General features: G+C 53.9%; 14 protein-coding genes. 4 read left to right on the plus strand and 10 right to left on the minus strand.

Features of this window, described 5'->3' with window-relative positions; translation table 11 throughout:
• Positions 1–248 precede the first annotated feature (248 nt).
• On the plus strand, positions 249–512 hold the full coding sequence (rpsT, locus tag F3J28_RS13625) for a 30S ribosomal protein S20 (protein WP_008461694.1): 264 nt from the start codon (positions 249–251) through the stop codon (positions 510–512).
• A 64-nt stretch (positions 513–576) separates the two neighbouring features.
• On the opposite strand, the gene nhaR is transcribed toward rpsT, so the two are convergent.
• The 4 genes from nhaR to dnaK form a co-directional block, all read right to left on the minus strand.
• On the minus strand, positions 577–1,470 hold the full coding sequence (gene nhaR / locus F3J28_RS13630) for a transcriptional activator NhaR (RefSeq protein WP_166876878.1): 894 nt from the start codon (positions 1,468–1,470) through the stop codon (positions 577–579).
• A 66-nt stretch (positions 1,471–1,536) separates the two neighbouring features.
• Positions 1,537–2,709 carry a Na+/H+ antiporter NhaA gene (nhaA, locus tag F3J28_RS13635; RefSeq protein ID WP_166876881.1) on the minus strand — a complete coding sequence of 391 codons (1,173 nt, stop codon included), beginning with the start codon at positions 2,707–2,709 and terminating at the stop codon, positions 1,537–1,539.
• A 197-nt stretch (positions 2,710–2,906) separates the two neighbouring features.
• Entirely contained in the window at positions 2,907–4,040 is a 1,134-nt protein-coding gene (gene dnaJ / locus F3J28_RS13640) for a molecular chaperone DnaJ (RefSeq protein ID WP_008461691.1), read from the minus strand.
• 84 nt (positions 4,041–4,124) lie between these two features.
• Positions 4,125–6,047, minus strand: a complete 1,923-nt coding sequence (dnaK, locus tag F3J28_RS13645) for a molecular chaperone DnaK (protein WP_039300308.1) — start codon at positions 6,045–6,047, stop codon at positions 4,125–4,127.
• A 297-nt stretch (positions 6,048–6,344) separates the two neighbouring features.
• Here dnaK and satP point away from each other — a divergent pair, with 297 nt between their 5' ends.
• Entirely contained in the window at positions 6,345–6,911 is a 567-nt protein-coding gene (gene satP / locus F3J28_RS13650) for an acetate uptake transporter (protein ID WP_166876884.1), read from the plus strand.
• Between the two features lie 51 nt (positions 6,912–6,962).
• Here the strand turns inward: satP and F3J28_RS13655 are convergent, their stop codons facing one another.
• The 3 genes from F3J28_RS13655 to tal all read right to left on the minus strand — a co-directional run bounded on the left by F3J28_RS13655 (position 6,963) and on the right by tal (position 10,049).
• Positions 6,963–8,273, minus strand: a complete 1,311-nt coding sequence (locus tag F3J28_RS13655) for an MFS transporter (RefSeq protein ID WP_166876887.1) — start codon at positions 8,271–8,273, stop codon at positions 6,963–6,965.
• 125 nt (positions 8,274–8,398) lie between these two features.
• Complete coding sequence (mog, locus tag F3J28_RS13660; protein ID WP_085541382.1) at positions 8,399–8,986, minus strand: molybdopterin adenylyltransferase; 588 nt, start codon at positions 8,984–8,986, stop codon at positions 8,399–8,401.
• Between the two features lie 109 nt (positions 8,987–9,095).
• Positions 9,096–10,049, minus strand: coding sequence for a transaldolase (tal, locus tag F3J28_RS13665; protein WP_008461680.1), 954 nt, complete (start codon positions 10,047–10,049; stop codon positions 9,096–9,098).
• A 217-nt stretch (positions 10,050–10,266) separates the two neighbouring features.
• On the opposite strand from tal, the gene F3J28_RS13670 reads away from it, so the two are divergent.
• Both F3J28_RS13670 and yaaA read left to right on the plus strand, forming a co-directional pair.
• On the plus strand, positions 10,267–11,706 hold the full coding sequence (locus tag F3J28_RS13670) for an alanine/glycine:cation symporter family protein (RefSeq protein ID WP_166876890.1): 1,440 nt from the start codon (positions 10,267–10,269) through the stop codon (positions 11,704–11,706).
• Positions 11,707–11,778: 72 nt separating this feature from the next.
• Positions 11,779–12,552: a peroxide stress protein YaaA gene (yaaA, locus tag F3J28_RS13675; protein ID WP_166876893.1), complete on the plus strand. Its 774-nt coding sequence runs from the start codon at positions 11,779–11,781 to the stop codon at positions 12,550–12,552.
• 46 nt (positions 12,553–12,598) lie between these two features.
• Here the strand turns inward: yaaA and F3J28_RS13680 are convergent, their stop codons facing one another.
• From F3J28_RS13680 to thrB, 3 genes are all read right to left on the minus strand, one after another.
• Entirely contained in the window at positions 12,599–12,859 is a 261-nt protein-coding gene (locus F3J28_RS13680; RefSeq protein ID WP_166876896.1) for a DUF2502 domain-containing protein, read from the minus strand.
• Between the two features lie 212 nt (positions 12,860–13,071).
• Complete coding sequence (gene thrC, locus F3J28_RS13685; RefSeq protein ID WP_008461670.1) at positions 13,072–14,358, minus strand: threonine synthase; 1,287 nt, start codon at positions 14,356–14,358, stop codon at positions 13,072–13,074.
• 3 nt (positions 14,359–14,361) lie between these two features.
• Positions 14,362–15,291 carry a homoserine kinase gene (gene thrB / locus F3J28_RS13690; protein ID WP_008461668.1) on the minus strand — a complete coding sequence of 310 codons (930 nt, stop codon included), beginning with the start codon at positions 15,289–15,291 and terminating at the stop codon, positions 14,362–14,364.
• Position 15,292: the final 1 nt, after the last annotated feature.

The following is a 15,292-nucleotide window of genomic DNA, read 5'->3' on the forward strand; positions in this document are numbered from 1 at the left end:
CGTAAAGCTTGAATGAATTCATTGTACTGGGAAGGGCTTTGCGCAGACTTCGCATTTGTCTTGACGAATTTTGATGCGAAAGACTGTATTCCGAAGCCTGATGCTGGTAGAATCCGCGCCATCACACGTAAGAGGTGTCGGAAATTTAACGACGCTTATTTGCACAAATCCATTGACAAAAGAAGGCTAACGGGGCATATTCCTCGGCCTTTGAATTGTCCACATAGATCATATTTGGGAGTTGGACCTTGGCTAATATCAAATCAGCTAAGAAACGTGCTGTACAGTCTGAAAAGGCTCGTAAGCACAACGCAAGCCGTCGCTCTATGATGCGTACTTTCATCAAGAAAGTATACGCAGCGATTGAAACTGGCGATAAAGCTGCTGCACAGAAAGCATTTAACGAAATGCAACCAATCGTGGACCGTCAGGCTGCTAAAGGTCTGATCCACAAAAACAAAGCTGCGCGTCATAAAGCAAACCTGACTGCGCAAATCAACAAACTGGCTTAATCGCCTTTTTGCTGTGAGCTTTGATAAAAAAACCGGCTAACGCCGGTTTTTTTATGCCTGTCATTCAGTCAACTTTAAACAACGCTGAGTAATCCTTGCTGCAGATACGCTGCACCGCAGGATGCTGAATCATTCGTTCGGCAAAAATGGCATGGTACTCCTCCAGCACGTTATCCATTCTGCCTATCTCAACGATATCGTCATCGTTATAGATATCCTGCGCATACAGCGTCGGTGCCACAAAGATAGCGTTATGTGCGGCGCCAAACGCCTTCATCAGCGCGGCATCATCAAACTCGCCCAGAATCTCAATCTTCAGTCCCTGGATGTTAATCCAGTTAAGCAGTTTGCGCCCCAGCATTGAGCGACGCCCGGGAATAAGCAGACGTCTGGTTTCCAGACAGGCGGGGAAAGGCAGTTCAGGCTTCGGTCCCTGGCACCAGAAACTGATACCGCATTCACCGAGCTTCACCGAGAACAGCCCTTCCTGCTGAGTAGAATCAATCGGGCAGTCCGAAATGATCATATCCAGCTTATGCTGGCTAAGCTGCTCCAGCAGCATTTCATGGGTAGATTCAAAACAGCGCAGGTGGATCTGCTCATCCTCGACCACGGCCGCATCCAGCACGCCGCTAACCAGACGCTTGGATAACGCATCCGCCACGCCAACATCAAACAAAATGTTAGCTTCTTTACGGTAGTTAACGATATCCAGCATTTCCTGGCTCAGGGTAAACATTCTGTCGGCGTAGCGGAACACCAGTTGCCCCAGCTCCGAAGGGACAAGTCCCCTGCCCTGACGGCGGAATAGTTTGCCCTGCAGGCGCTCTTCAAGCGCTTTGATTTGCCCGGTGATCGTTTGTGGGGTCAGGAACAATGCCTCAGCGGCACCGACAACCGACCCTTCTTTGCAAACGTGCCAGAAATAATAAAGATGATTGTAATTGATATGGGACATGCCCTTCACTCCCTGAGAATTAATCCATTATCGGGTCATCTGACGATGACCCGGCAGCCAGTAACGTCATGAAGTCGCCTTAGGCAATCGTGCTTTTAGCATCATGAAACCGACGACGGCAGAGAGCAACGAGCCCAGCAGAATTCCCAGCTTCGCCCAAGTGATCAGCTCCGCGTCAACGTCACCAAAGGCCAGCGAAGCGATGAAGATGGACATCGTAAACCCTATGCCGCACAGCACGCCTACCGCCATAATATCCCTGAAGCTTGTTCCCTCTGGCAGTGAGGCAAGTTTAAACTTCAGCGCCAGCCAGCAAAACAGGCTGATGCCCAGCGGCTTACCGATGAACAACCCGGCCATAATACCCAGCGGCAGAAGCGACGTTAGCCCCTGCATGGTCACTCCGCTGAGGGAAACCCCTGCATTAGCAAAAGCAAACAGCGGCAGGATCAGGAAGGCGACCCACGGATGCAGCACATGCTCCAGGTCCTGAGCTGGCGAGCGTCCCTTTTCTTCTTTCAGTGGAATGAAGAAGCCAATAATCACGCCTGCAAGCGTGGCATGCACGCCTGATTTCAGTACCGCAGTCCACAATATTACGCCCACCAGAATGTAGACTCCGGTACGACGCACGTTAAACAGGTTCAGCAATGCCAGTGCCACAATGGCCACGGCAGCGACACCGAGCGACATCACCGAAAGATCGCTGGTATAAAACAGCGCGATAATCACAATTGCGCCAAGATCATCAATAATTGCCAGCGCCATCAGGAAAACCTTCAGTGCCAGCGGAACACGGTTACCCAAAAGCGCCAGGATCCCCAAAGCAAACGCGATATCCGTTGCCGCAGGGATGGCCCAGCCTTCACGCGTTACAGGATCAGCATAGTTGAAAACCAGATAAAGCAGAGCCGGCACGACCATCCCGCCGAGGGCGGCAATGACCGGGAATGAAGCCTGGCGGCGATCGGCCAGTGAGCCGATAACCATTTCCCGCTTCACCTCAAGGCCAATCATCAGGAAGAAAATCGCCATCAGGGCGTCATTCACCCACAGCAGCAGATTTTTACTGATATCCAGCGGCCCAATTCTCACTTCAACAGGTGTGGCAAGAAAAGCCTCATAGCCGGCGCTGGTCGATCCCATATTTGCCAGCAGCATTGCCAGCGCGGCGGCAACAATCAAAAAAATACCGCCGGCGGCATCATTCTGAAAAAAATGTTGCAGATTTTTAGTCATTATTTCACCCAACTCTCTAAGTAGCGTATTCATCCTGAACACTAATAGGGTAGCCAGAATAGCGACAATGACACATCGTTAAAAACAGCTTATATGACAAAAAACGATCGGAAAAACCGACTTATATCAAAAAGCATAAAAAAACCTGAACCGAATGAAGCAGTTCAGGTTTTTTGAAACATACCAACAGGAAGAAATTACCGAGTTAAATCATCAAAGAATTTCTTCACCCCGTCGAAGAAGCTCTTCGAACGCGGGCTGTTATTCGCCCCGGTGGGGCCACCGAAGCTCTCTTCTAAATCGCGCAGCAGCTTTTTCTGTTTTTCATTGAGGCTCACCGGCGTCTCTACAACGACACGGCACAGCAGATCGCCCTGCGCACCGCCGCGTACGGACTTCACGCCTTTACCGCGCATTCTGAACAGCTTGCCGGTTTGCGTTTCACCCGGAACCTTCAAGTTAACCCGACCGTCCAGGGTTGGGACTTCAATTTCCCCACCCAGCGCAGCCATCGCAAAGTTGATCGGCACTTCGCAGTACAGATTGTTGCCTTCACGTTCGAAGATTGGGTGCTGTTTCACCTGAACCTGAACGTACAGATCGCCTGATGGCGCGCCGTGTTCGCCCGCTTCGCCTTCGCCAGACAGACGAATACGGTCACCGGTATCCACGCCTGCCGGGATTTTCACCGACAGCGTTTTGGTTTTCTCTACGCGGCCGTGGCCGTGGCAGCTGTTGCACGGATCTTTAATGATAGTGCCGCGGCCCTGACAGTGCGGGCAGCTTTGCTGCACGGTAAAGAAGCCCTGGCGCATTTGCACCTGGCCCTGGCCGTGACAGGTTGGACAGGTCTGCGGGGAAGACCCTTTCTTCGCGCCGCTGCCGTGGCAAACTTCACACTCTTCGAGCGTCGGGATACGGATCTCTTTGGTGACGCCACGAACCGCTTCCTCAAGCGTTAAGTCCATGTTGTAGCGCAGGTCTGCACCGCGGGACGCACGCTGGCGGCGTCCGCCACCAAAAATGTCGCCGAATACGTCGCCAAAGATATCGCTGAAGTCGGCACCGCCGCCGCCAAAGCCGCCACCGCCGCCCATACCACCTTGTTCAAACGCAGCGTGACCGTACTGATCGTAGGCCGCACGTTTTTGATCGTCGGTAAGGATTTCGTAGGCTTCTTTGATCTCTTTGAACTTCGCCTCGGCCTCTTTATCGCCCTGGTTACGGTCCGGATGGAACTTCATCGCCAGGCGCTTGTAAGCCTTTTTGATTTCACGCTCTTCCGCTGACTTCGGAACGCCTAAAACCTCGTAATAGTCTCTCTTCGCCATCTCTTTTTTCTGCCCTTAACATACGAGCACGGGCGTGGAGTAAACTCCGCGCCCGTGCCGGTTAATTACCCTGCATCAGGGCGATTATTTTTTATCTTTAACTTCTTCGAACTCAGCATCAACAACATCGTCGTCTTTGCCGGCGTTAGCGTGGCCTGCATCTGCGGCATTGCCAGCCTGCTGCTCAGCGTGCTGCTGCTGAGCCAGTTCCATCAGCTTCTGGGAAACTTCAGCCAGAGCCTGGATTTTAGCTTCGATGTCCGCTTTGTCTTCGCCCTTCAGGGACGCTTCCAGCGCGGTCAGCGCAGACTCAATAGCAGTTTTGTCGTCGGCCGGCAGTTTGTCGCCTGCTTCTTCAACCTGCTTACGGGTGCTGTGCAGCAGATGGTCACCCTGGTTACGGGTCTGAACCAGCTCTTCGAACTTGCGGTCAGCTTCGGCGTTAGCTTCTGCATCACGAACCATTTTCTGGATTTCGTCTTCGTTCAGGCCAGAAGATGCTTTGATGGTGATCTTCTGCTCTTTGCCGCTGTTTTTGTCTTTCGCGGAGACGTGCAGAATACCGTCAGCATCGATGTCGAAGGTGACTTCGATCTGTGGCATACCGCGCGGTGCCGGGCTAATACCGTCAAGGTTAAACTGGCCCAGATCTTTGTTATCCGCAGCACGTTTACGCTCACCCTGCAGCACATGGATGGTTACCGCAGACTGGTTGTCTTCCGCAGTAGAGAACACCTGGCTGTGCTTGGTCGGGATAGTGGTGTTTTTGTTGATGAGTGCAGTCATCACGCCGCCCATGGTTTCGATACCCAGAGACAGCGGGGTAACGTCCAGCAGCAGTACGTCTTTCACTTCACCCGTCAGAACACCACCCTGAACCGCTGCACCGATAGCAACAGCTTCGTCCGGGTTAACGTCTTTACGCGGCTCTTTACCGAAGAACTCAGCAACTTTTTTCTGCACCATTGGCATACGAGTCTGGCCGCCGACCAGGATAACGTCCTGAATATCGGAAACGGACAGGCCAGCATCCTGCAGGGCAACTTTCAGCGGCTCGATAGAACGGTTGACCAGGTCTTCGACCAGGGATTCCAGTTTCGCACGGGTCACTTTGATGTTCATATGCTTTGGACCGGTCGCGTCTGCAGTGATGTACGGCAGGTTCACGTCGGTCTGCTGTGCAGAAGAAAGCTCGATTTTGGCTTTTTCTGCCGCTTCTTTCAGGCGCTGCATTGCCAGCGGATCGTTACGCAGGTCAATGCCCTGATCTTTCTTAAACTCGTCAACGAGGTAGTTGATCATACGGCTGTCGAAGTCTTCACCACCCAAGTGGGTATCACCGTTGGTTGCCAGAACTTCGAAGGTTTTCTCGCCGTCAACTTCGTCGATTTCGATAATAGAGATATCGAAAGTACCACCACCGAGGTCGTAAACCGCGATAGTACGGTTGCCGACTTCTTTATCCAGGCCGTAAGCCAGAGCGGCAGCGGTTGGTTCGTTGATGATACGTTTCACTTCCAGACCTGCGATACGGCCAGCGTCTTTGGTTGCCTGACGCTGAGCATCGTTAAAGTATGCAGGTACGGTGATAACAGCTTCGGTTACCGGCTCACCCAGGTAATCTTCAGCGGTTTTCTTCATTTTCTTCAGCACTTCAGCAGAGATCTGCGGCGGTGCCATTTTCTGACCTTTTACGTCAATCCATGCGTCGCCGTTGTCAGCGCCGATGATTTTGTAAGGCATGATGGCTTCATCACGCTGCACTTCTTCGTCCTGGAAGCGACGGCCAATCAGGCGTTTAATCGCAAACAGAGTGTTTTGCGGGTTAGTCACTGCCTGACGTTTAGCCGGCTGACCTACCAGGATTTCGCCGTCCTGCGTGTAAGCAATGATAGAAGGCGTGGTGCGGTCGCCCTCGGCGTTCTCCAGCACACGAGCAGTTGTACCATCCATAATCGCGACACAAGAGTTAGTAGTCCCCAGGTCGATACCAATAATTTTACCCATCTAAACGTCTCCACTAAAAATTCGTCATCATGTGGTTGTGAACCTGTTATGCGGGCAAAAGCGTCTGTTTCAACTGCCCGAAGCGTTTTTTTTCAGGTCCGCCAACTGCGGTTGCATACAAGATGGGGTCGCAACGCTTGCCATCAAGGGGCAGGTGAAAAAAAATTTTCTGCTTTCCCCCCGCTCAGATCATAGACGCCGACGTGCTGCCTGATTATTATGCCGCGCCCGCAACCGGACTCCCGGCTGCGGGGCCTTAATTAACACTACATTTCAGATGAATTTTTCAGAGGAACTATGGGCAACACTAAGTTGGCTAATCCAGCTCCCCTGGGCTTAATGGGCTTCGGCATGACCACCATTTTGCTCAACCTGCATAACGCAGGTATTTTTGGTTTTGACGTTACTATCCTCGCGATGGGGATTTTCTACGGCGGTATCGCGCAAATCTTCGCGGGCCTGCTGGAGTTTAAAAAAGGGAACACTTTCGGTTTAACCGCCTTCACTTCTTACGGCTCTTTCTGGCTGACGCTGGTAGCGATTCTGCTGATGCCTAAAATGGGCCTCAGCGATGCGGCCAACGGCCACTTCCTTGGCGCGTACCTGAGCCTGTGGGGTGTCTTCACCCTGTTCATGTTCTTCGGCACCCTGAAGGCCCCACGTATGCTGCAGTTCGTGTTTGCCAGCCTGACCGTGCTGTTTGCCTTGCTGGCGATTGGCCACCTGGCAGATAACGAAGGTATGGTGAAAGTCGCGGGCTGGATTGGCCTGGTGTGTGGCGCCAGCGCTATCTACCTGGCGATGGGTGAAGTGCTGAACGAGCAGTTTGGCCGCACCGTGCTGCCTATCGGCGAAAAGCACTAATATTCCTTTAGCGGAAAGCAAAACGCGGAGCCCTGCTCCGCGTTTTTTTATTCAGGAAGGCGTCAGCGCCCTTTTCTCTATCTTGTCCTGATGATGAATATCCTTTCTTAGCCAAATCCCCATCGCCAAACCCACAACGGCAAGCGCCAGCACGTACCAGGCCGGAGCCATTGGCGACACGCCCATTAACATGGTGACCGCAATCGGCGTCAGGCCGCCAAAAATGGCATAGGACAGATTGTAAGAAAACGAAATTCCGGTGAATCGTACCTGCGCCGGGAAGGCTCGCACCATAACAAATGGCACCGCGCCAACCACGCCCACGCTCAGCCCGACCAGGCCATACAGCAAGAAGAGATGTTCTGGATGCGTCCCACTCAGGTGATAAAACATCCAGCTACAGATGGCGAGCAAGACGCTGCCGACGGTAAAGGTTTTCCCTGAGCCAAAGCGGTCAGCCGACAGCCCTGCCAGCAGGCAGCCCACGCACAGCATAATCGTGGCAATACTGTTTGCCTGCAACGTTAAGGCAGGCGCGATCCCATGCTGTTTTTGCAGCCAGATCGGCGACATCAATATCACCACCACGATGCAGGCGGAGAGCAGCCAGGTCAGCAGCATAGAAACAACCACCGCTTTTTTATGCCCAACCACGACTGACTTAAGCGGCATCTCCTCGGCCAGCGCTTTACGCTGCTGCATTTCGAGGAAGATCGGCGTTTCACGCAGCCAGCGGCGAAGGTACATCGCCACCAGACCAAAAATCCCGCCAAGGAAGAAAGGAATGCGCCAGCCGCCGTCATGAATCGCCTGCTGGGTCATGGAAGTATTAATAATGGTTGCCACCACGGAGCCCAACAGAATCCCGACGGTCAGCCCCATCGTCAAAATGCCGCAGGCAATACCAATCCGCTTATCCGGCACATGCTCAGAGACAAACACCCAGGCGCCCGGCACTTCGCCGCCGATTGCCGCCCCCTGCAGAATACGCATCAGCAACAGCAACAGAGGAGCCGCAATGCCTAATGAAGCGTACGTTGGCAACAAACCTATGGCCAGCGTCGGTACCGCCATCAGCAGTATACTGAGGGTAAACATCTTTTTGCGGCCAACCAGATCGCCAAAGTGCGCCATCACAACCCCGCCCAGCGGACGCACAAGATAACCGGCCGCGAAAATAGCGAATGTCTGCACCTGGCGCAGCCACTCCGGGATATCGGCCGGGAAGAAAAGCTCTCCCAGCGCCGCCGCAAAGAAGACGAAGATAATGAAGTCGTAGAATTCGAGGGCGCCACCGAGGGCTGCAAGCGTCAGGGTTTTGTAATCCTGCCGGTTAAGAGGTCTGGCGTGCTGTTTTGACATAGGGGACCGCTTGTAAAGAGGAGTGTTAATTATTTTTTCCGTTTAGCTGTAAAGCCAGAGTTACTATAACGATAAAATGTTCACACTCCATATCAATTCGATCTTATGTCACAAAAGCTAATTATTCAGGGTTTTGTCTCGCGCCGAGCGCTTTTAGGGCGGAAAGCTGCTACCACATGGTCATGCGTTTCAACATAAGGCCCATCCAGCAGCTGTATACAATACGGTACACTCGCAAAAATTCCCGGCACCACAACCTTGCCGGTTTCATCTTTCACGCCTTCGAGCGTTTCCTGAATAGATTTTGGCTGCCCCGGAAGGTTGAGGATCAAGGCCTGTTTGCGAATGACGCCCACCTGACGCGAGAGGATCGCTGTCGGGACAAAATGCAGGCTGATCTGACGCATCTGTTCGCCAAAGCCGGGCATTAAACGATCGGCGACGGCGAGCGTAGCGTCCGGCGTTACGTCACGACGCGCCGGCCCGGTTCCGCCGGTGGTCAGCACCAAATGGCAGGCCATTTCATCCACCAGCTCGCAAAGTGCTTGTTCAATGATGGATTGCTCGTCAGGGATCAGACGGGTTTCTATTTTAAACGGCGTCGTCAACGTCTGCTCAAGCCACTCTTGCAGCGCAGGGATGCCTTTATCCTGATAAACGCCGCTAGAAGCGCGGTCTGAAATGGACACGAGTCCAATGCGTAAGGTATTCATATCAATCCCGGAAATCAGCAAGTCTGAGAGGAATGATACACGGGGAAAGGCGTTGCAGACAGGGAAAGCGGTGAAAAGCGTGGCCGACAGAAGCCGGCCACGAGAATGATTACAGCAGGTCGCCGATCATTTTTTCCAGTTTTTCCTGGTCGATAGCAAACTTACGGATACCGTCCGCCAGTTTGTCTACGGCCATTGGATCCTGGTTGTGCTGCCACAGGAACTGGGACTCGGTGATGCGCTCAGGACGCGCTTTCACTTCCCCGGTGTAGCTCAGCTTACGCTCGATTGCGCCTTCGCTTTCTGCCAGCTCTTTCAGCAGGGCAGGTGCGATAGTCAGGCGGTCACAGCCAGCCAGCTCGACGATTTCACCGACGTTACGGAAGCTTGCACCCATCACCACGGTTTCATACCCGTGCTGCTTGTAGTACTGGTAGATTTCAGTCACAGAAACCACGCCTGGATCTTCCTGCGGTGCGTACTCTTTCTTATCGGTGTTAGCTTTGTACCAGTCAAGGATACGGCCAACGAACGGAGAGATCAGGAACACGCCAGCTTCAGCACAGGCACGGGCCTGAGCGAAGGAGAACAGCAGGGTCAGGTTACAGTTGATGCCTTCTTTTTCCAGCTGCTCTGCAGCGCGGATGCCCTGCCAGGTAGAAGCCAGTTTAATCAGGATGCGATCGTTGCTGATGCCCGCGTCGTTGTAGAGTTTGATCAGGTGCTTGGCTTTCGCGATGCTGGCTTCGGTGTCATAGGAAAGGCGAGCATCCACTTCGGTAGAGATACGGCCAGGGATCAGCTTCAGAATTTCCAGGCCGATGTTTACAGCCAGCTTGTCGGAAGCGTCAACCACCTGCTGAGCGCGATCGTTGCTCTGGCTACGAGCCCAGGTAATCGCTTCGTCGATCAGTTTACGGTACTCAGGGATCTGTGCAGCGTTAAGGATCAGAGAAGGGTTGGTAGTAGCATCTTGCGGCTGGTACAGCTTCATCGCCGCGATATCTCCGGTGTCAGCAACCACGGTGGTCAGTTGACGCAAAGAAGTCAATTTATCCGTCATAATGAGTGTTTCTCTTCAGGTGTAGCTTGTTAGGGAGATGTAACCGGTCTGGCTTGATGATATCACGCCGCCCATCAGGTGCAACCGCGACAAGTGCTGTCCGTCCAGTGGACGAGAATATGGTAAACTCGACCGCCATTTTATCTGTAACGTAATGGATTGCATGGCCCGGGCCCGTCAACCTCGCCGCCATCACGCATTAACAAGAGGGACGTTAATGACAGATTTTTTATTTTTTATCAATGAGGTGCTTTGGGGCTCGGTCCTACTTTGGCTGCTTATTGGCGCGGGCATCTGGTTCACCTTCCGCAGCGGCTTCGTCCAGTTCCGTTACTTTACCCGGCTGCGCCTTTTCCTGCGCAACAGCGACTCGCCGGATCCTTCCGGAATATCCTCATTCCAGGCACTTTGCACCAGCCTTGCCGCGCGCGTCGGCAGCGGTAACCTTGCGGGCATTGCGCTGGCCATCTCAGCAGGTGGCCCCGGTTCGGTGTTCTGGATGTGGGTTGCCGCCGTGCTCAGCATGGCCACCGCCTTCGCAGAGTGCTCCCTCGCCCAACTCTATAAAACCCGCGACAAAGAAGGAAACTACCGCGGCGGCCCGGCCTGGTATATGGAGCGTGGGCTTGGCATGCGCTGGATGGGGGTGCTGTTTTCCGTCTTTTTGATCGTTGCCTTCGGCATGGTGTTCAACGCCGTACAGGCCAACTCCATCGCGATTGCCACTCACTACGCATTTGACGTGCCAAAAATCTGGGTGGGCCTTTTCCTGGTTACGGTTACCGCGCTGGTCATTTGGCGAGGAATGCGGACCATTGCTCACCTCTCACAGTGGCTGGTGCCGCTAATGGCATTACTCTGGGTATGCATGAGCCTGTATGTTGTGGGGCTGCACATTGAACGTTTCCCCGATGTCATCAGGCTGATTTTCAGCCACGCCTTCGGCTGGCACGAAGCCGCTTCGGGCGCACTGGGTTATACCGTCAGCCAGGCCATCACCAATGGCTTCCAGCGCGGGATGTTTTCTAACGAAGCTGGCATGGGCTCCACGCCTAACGCAGCCGCAGCGGCGGCCGCATGGCCCCCACACCCGGCCACTCAGGGCGTGGTGCAAATGTTTGGGGTATTAATTGATACAGTGATCATCTGCACCGCGACTGCCGCCATTGTGCTGATGTCCGGCATGATGGATGGCATAGAAACGTCACGCAGCGGCATTATTCTGGTTCAGCAAGCGCTCAGCTCAGCCGTAGGCAGCTGGGGCAGCGGTTTTATCGTGGTTATCGTTTTCCTGTTCGCCTTCACGTCTATCATGGCGAATTACACCTACGCAGAGAACAATTTGCTGTTCCTGAACCAGGACAGCCGCGCGCTGAAATTTTTACTGCGCTTTATGGTGCTCACTATGGTGATGTTCGGTACGCAGGCCGCGCTGCCACTGGTCTGGCAGCTGGCAGACGTGGCGATGGCTATTATGGCGTTAACCAATATCACGGCGATCCTGCTGCTTTCTCCTGTGGTGAAAACGATAGCGGCAGATTATCTGCGCCAGCAAAAGCTGGGCATATCGCCTATTTTCAACCCCAACCGTTTCCCGGAGATTAAGACCCAGCTTGCCCCCGGCGTTTGGGACAGAGACGTGGAAAAAAAACCTTAGCTGATTGCAGCCATAGGCCGCGACAGGCGGGAAATTTGCTAAAGTAACGGCCAAACTATGCAAGGAGTGGACATGCTAATTCTTATCTCACCTGCCAAGACGCTGGATTACCAAAGCGAGCTGCCGACGGACCGCTATACACAGCCGGAGCTGCTGGAATACTCACAACAGTTAATTAGCGTTGCCCGCAAGCTTAGCGCGCCGCAAATTGCCTCCCTGATGAGCATCAGCGATAAGCTGGCTTCTCTGAACGAAACTCGTTTCCATGACTGGCACCCGGCATTTACGCCACAAAACGCGCGTCCGGCTATTCTCGCCTTTAAAGGTGACGTTTATACCGGCCTGCAGGCCGAAGAGTTTAGTGAAGCAGACTTTGATTTCGCCCAGCAGCACCTGCGGATGCTTTCCGGGCTGTACGGTGTGCTGCGTCCGCTGGACTTAATGCAGCCTTACCGGCTGGAAATGGGCATCCGCCTGGAAAACCCGAAAGGCAAAGATCTGTATCACTTCTGGGGCGAGACGATTACCGAGAAGCTGAACCAGGTGCTGGCCACCCAGGGCGACAATATCGTGGTCAATCTGGCGTCTGATGAATACTTTAAAGCGGTGAAGCCGAAGAAGCTGAACGCGGAGATCGTCAAGCCCGTCTTCCTCGATGAGAAGAACGGCAAGTTTAAAGTCATCAGCTTCTACGCGAAAAAAGCGCGCGGGCTGATGAGCCGCTACATCATTGAGAATCGCCTGACAAAGCCAGAACAACTCAAAGCGTTTAATACCGACGGCTATTTCTTTGATGAAGAAGCGTCCCAGCAAAACGAACTGGTGTTTAAGCGCCACGAGCAATAAAAAAACGCCAGCGTTAAGCTGGCGTTTTACTTTGAACTCGCGCCGGTTATCTGTCCCAGCGATTATCATGGTGATATGGCGGTGGGCCATCGAATCTTGCATGCCGCTGCCAGCGATGTTCACGCCACTCATAGTGTCTTACCCACCAGTCGTGGTCTCGCCAGTAATGGCCGTCCCAGTAGCGCCCGTGGTTATCCTGATCGCCGAAGTGCAGCGTCACGGCAGGCACCAGCGTGATTTCTCCCGCCTGTACCGCCAGCGGCGTCACCACCAGCAGGGACAACGCCAGAAAAATGGATTTCAACATAACTTGCTCCTTACTTCTCAAGCCGGCCCAGTGGGCCCGTTAAGATGAGCTTATGTCGGAAATCACACCCGCGTTATTCTCCGCAATCCTAATATCTAAGCATCCGCATTTTATGGGAATTTCTCCTTTTTTCCTGCTAAATGCCTGCTTATTTTCTCCCTGATTTACAGGGAAAAACGCCCCAGTCTGACAAGCAAAATGGGGCTTCAGAATTACGCTTTAACCATCATGAATTTACGCAGTTCAGCAAAATCAGCCGGGAGGTTGTGGGACAGCAGCGGCAGATCGGCGCGGGAGGCCAGCTCCTCCGGCAGCGGCAGCGCTTCGCCCAGAATCTCTTCCACGCTCTCTTTAAACTTCGCCGGATGCGCGGTCCCCAGGAACAGCCCAAACTCACCTGGCTGCAGCTGGTCGCGCAGAGCACGGTAAGCAATCGCCGCGTGTGGTTCAGAAACGTAGCCAATCGCCTTCAGCTCGCGCATCGTGTCTTTGGTGGTTTCGTCGGTCACGGCAGCATAGCCAAGGTCGGTCAGACGCCAAATTTTGCGGCGGAAAAGCTCTTCCACTCGCGGCCAGTTGTTCGGCTGGCTAACATCCATGGCGTTGGACAGCGTGGCCACGGTCGCTTTAGGTGCCCACTGGCCTTCAGCCAGGAAACGCGGAACGGTGTCGTTGGCATTAGTCGCCGCAATAAAGCGCTTAATCGGCAGGCCGAGGGATTTTGCCAGCAGGCCAGCCGTCAGATCGCCAAAGTTACCGCTCGGCACGGAGACCACAAGCTGATTACGGGCTTCCTGCGGCAGCTGGGCCACCGCTTCGAAGTAATAGCAGATCTGCGCCAGCAGGCGGCTAATGTTGATGGAGTTTGCCGAGTTTAACCCCAGCGCCACCTTCAGTTCTTCATCATCAAATGCCTGTTTGACCAGCGCCTGGCAGGCATCAAAATCGCCGTCAATCGCCACGGTTTCGATATTTCCACCGAGGGTACAGAACAGTTTTTCCTGCAGCGGGCTGATTTTCCCACGCGGATAAAGAATAACGACGCGCACATTCTTAAGGCCGTAGAACGCATGGGCCACCGCCGCACCGGTATCGCCGGATGTTGCAGTCAGAATGGTTACAGGCTTGTCGCCGCTGATGTGGGTCAGCATCTGCGCCATAAAACGCCCGCCAAAGTCTTTAAACGCCAGCGTCGGGCCGTGGAACAGTTCCAGGCAGCCCACGTCCGGCTCAACCATGTTCACTGGTGCAGGAAACGCGAAGGCCGCACGCACGCGCTCTTCCAGAATCTCCTGCGGGATCTCATCCCCGATAAATGCGGACAAAATTTTGCTGCTACGGCTGACAAAATCCATCTCCAGCATGGCGTCGATTTCAGTCAGTTCAAACTCAGGCAGGTCATGCGGGAAAAACAGGCCCTGCTGTTTGCCCAGGCCCTGGGTAACCGCCTGTGCAAAGGAGACCTGCTCGTTGTGATCTTTAAGGTTGTACAGTTTCATGTCTTATCCCAAAACTCGTGCGCCAGCCGTATCCAGACGGCAAATATGTACAAAACCTTCCTGGTTCTGCAAATAATGTTGGCTGAGCCAGTCAGCCACGCGCTGCGCGGTATCGGTGTTATCGCACAGTGCAAATAAGGTCGGGCCAGAACCCGAAATCCCGCTCGCCAAGGCGCCGATATCCGCCACGGCTTTACGGGACTCATCAAACTTCGGCAGCAGTTTGGCGCGGTAAGGTTCAGCAATCACATCCTTCATCAGCTTCGCCGCGAGTGCAGGCTGGCGGGTATGACAGGCATGAATAAAACCGGCCAGATGACGACCGTGGCTGATGCAGTCCTGGCGGCGATACTGGGCGGGTAAAATCGCACGCGCTTCGGCGGTTGAAACCTTAATCCCTGGGTACGCCAGCACCCAAAGCCACTCATCAAAGCCTGGCACCTGCTGGCTGATGATGCCGTTTTCTTCGATCATTAACTGCATGCCGCCGAGGAAACAAGGCGCGACGTTATCGTAATGAATGCTGCCGGAAATACGCCCTTCCAGCTCGCCCATTAGCGCCAGCAAGCGTGTGTCGCTCAAAGGCTTACCGCAAAATTCATTCATCGCCATCAGGCCAGCCACCACCGAACAGGCGCTGGATCCCAGCCCGGAGCCGATGGGCATGTTTTTCTCAAGCGTCATCGCCACGGGAATCGTCTTGCCAATTTCCTGGCAGAAACGCTCCCAGCACTGATAAACAATGTTCTCGCGCGGTTCATCCGGCAGCTTGCTGGCGAACCGCCCAAGGTTGGTCAGGCTGAAGCTGTCTGCCGCTTCAACCGTGACGTAATCACCCAAATGTGAGCCATCAACCGGCGACACCGCCGCACCCAGCACATCAAAACCGACGCTCATATTGGCGCTGGAAGCCGGGGCATATACTTTAACCATC

Source organism: Enterobacter sp. Ap-1006, from assembly GCF_011752835.1.
Taxonomy (GTDB): domain Bacteria; phylum Pseudomonadota; class Gammaproteobacteria; order Enterobacterales; family Enterobacteriaceae; genus Cedecea.

What these genes read in the sequence shown, in the direction of transcription:
- nhaR (WP_166876878.1), bottom strand. Translation starts at nt 1,470, where the DNA reads ATGTCCCATATCAATTACAATCATCTTTATTATTTCTGGCACGTTTGC.
- nhaA (WP_166876881.1), bottom strand. Translation starts at nt 2,709, where the DNA reads ATGACTAAAAATCTGCAACATTTTTTTCAGAATGATGCCGCCGGCGGT.
- dnaJ (WP_008461691.1), bottom strand. Translation starts at nt 4,040, where the DNA reads ATGGCGAAGAGAGACTATTACGAGGTTTTAGGCGTTCCGAAGTCAGCG.
- dnaK (WP_039300308.1), bottom strand. Translation starts at nt 6,047, where the DNA reads ATGGGTAAAATTATTGGTATCGACCTGGGGACTACTAACTCTTGTGTC.
- satP (WP_166876884.1), top strand. Translation starts at nt 6,345, where the DNA reads ATGGGCAACACTAAGTTGGCTAATCCAGCTCCCCTGGGCTTAATGGGC.
- F3J28_RS13655 (WP_166876887.1), bottom strand. Translation starts at nt 8,273, where the DNA reads ATGTCAAAACAGCACGCCAGACCTCTTAACCGGCAGGATTACAAAACC.
- mog (WP_085541382.1), bottom strand. Translation starts at nt 8,986, where the DNA reads ATGAATACCTTACGCATTGGACTCGTGTCCATTTCAGACCGCGCTTCT.
- tal (WP_008461680.1), bottom strand. Translation starts at nt 10,049, where the DNA reads ATGACGGATAAATTGACTTCTTTGCGTCAACTGACCACCGTGGTTGCT.
- F3J28_RS13670 (WP_166876890.1), top strand. Translation starts at nt 10,267, where the DNA reads ATGACAGATTTTTTATTTTTTATCAATGAGGTGCTTTGGGGCTCGGTC.
- yaaA (WP_166876893.1), top strand. Translation starts at nt 11,779, where the DNA reads ATGCTAATTCTTATCTCACCTGCCAAGACGCTGGATTACCAAAGCGAG.
- F3J28_RS13680 (WP_166876896.1), bottom strand. Translation starts at nt 12,859, where the DNA reads ATGTTGAAATCCATTTTTCTGGCGTTGTCCCTGCTGGTGGTGACGCCG.
- thrC (WP_008461670.1), bottom strand. Translation starts at nt 14,358, where the DNA reads ATGAAACTGTACAACCTTAAAGATCACAACGAGCAGGTCTCCTTTGCA.
- thrB (WP_008461668.1), bottom strand. Translation starts at nt 15,291, where the DNA reads ATGGTTAAAGTATATGCCCCGGCTTCCAGCGCCAATATGAGCGTCGGT.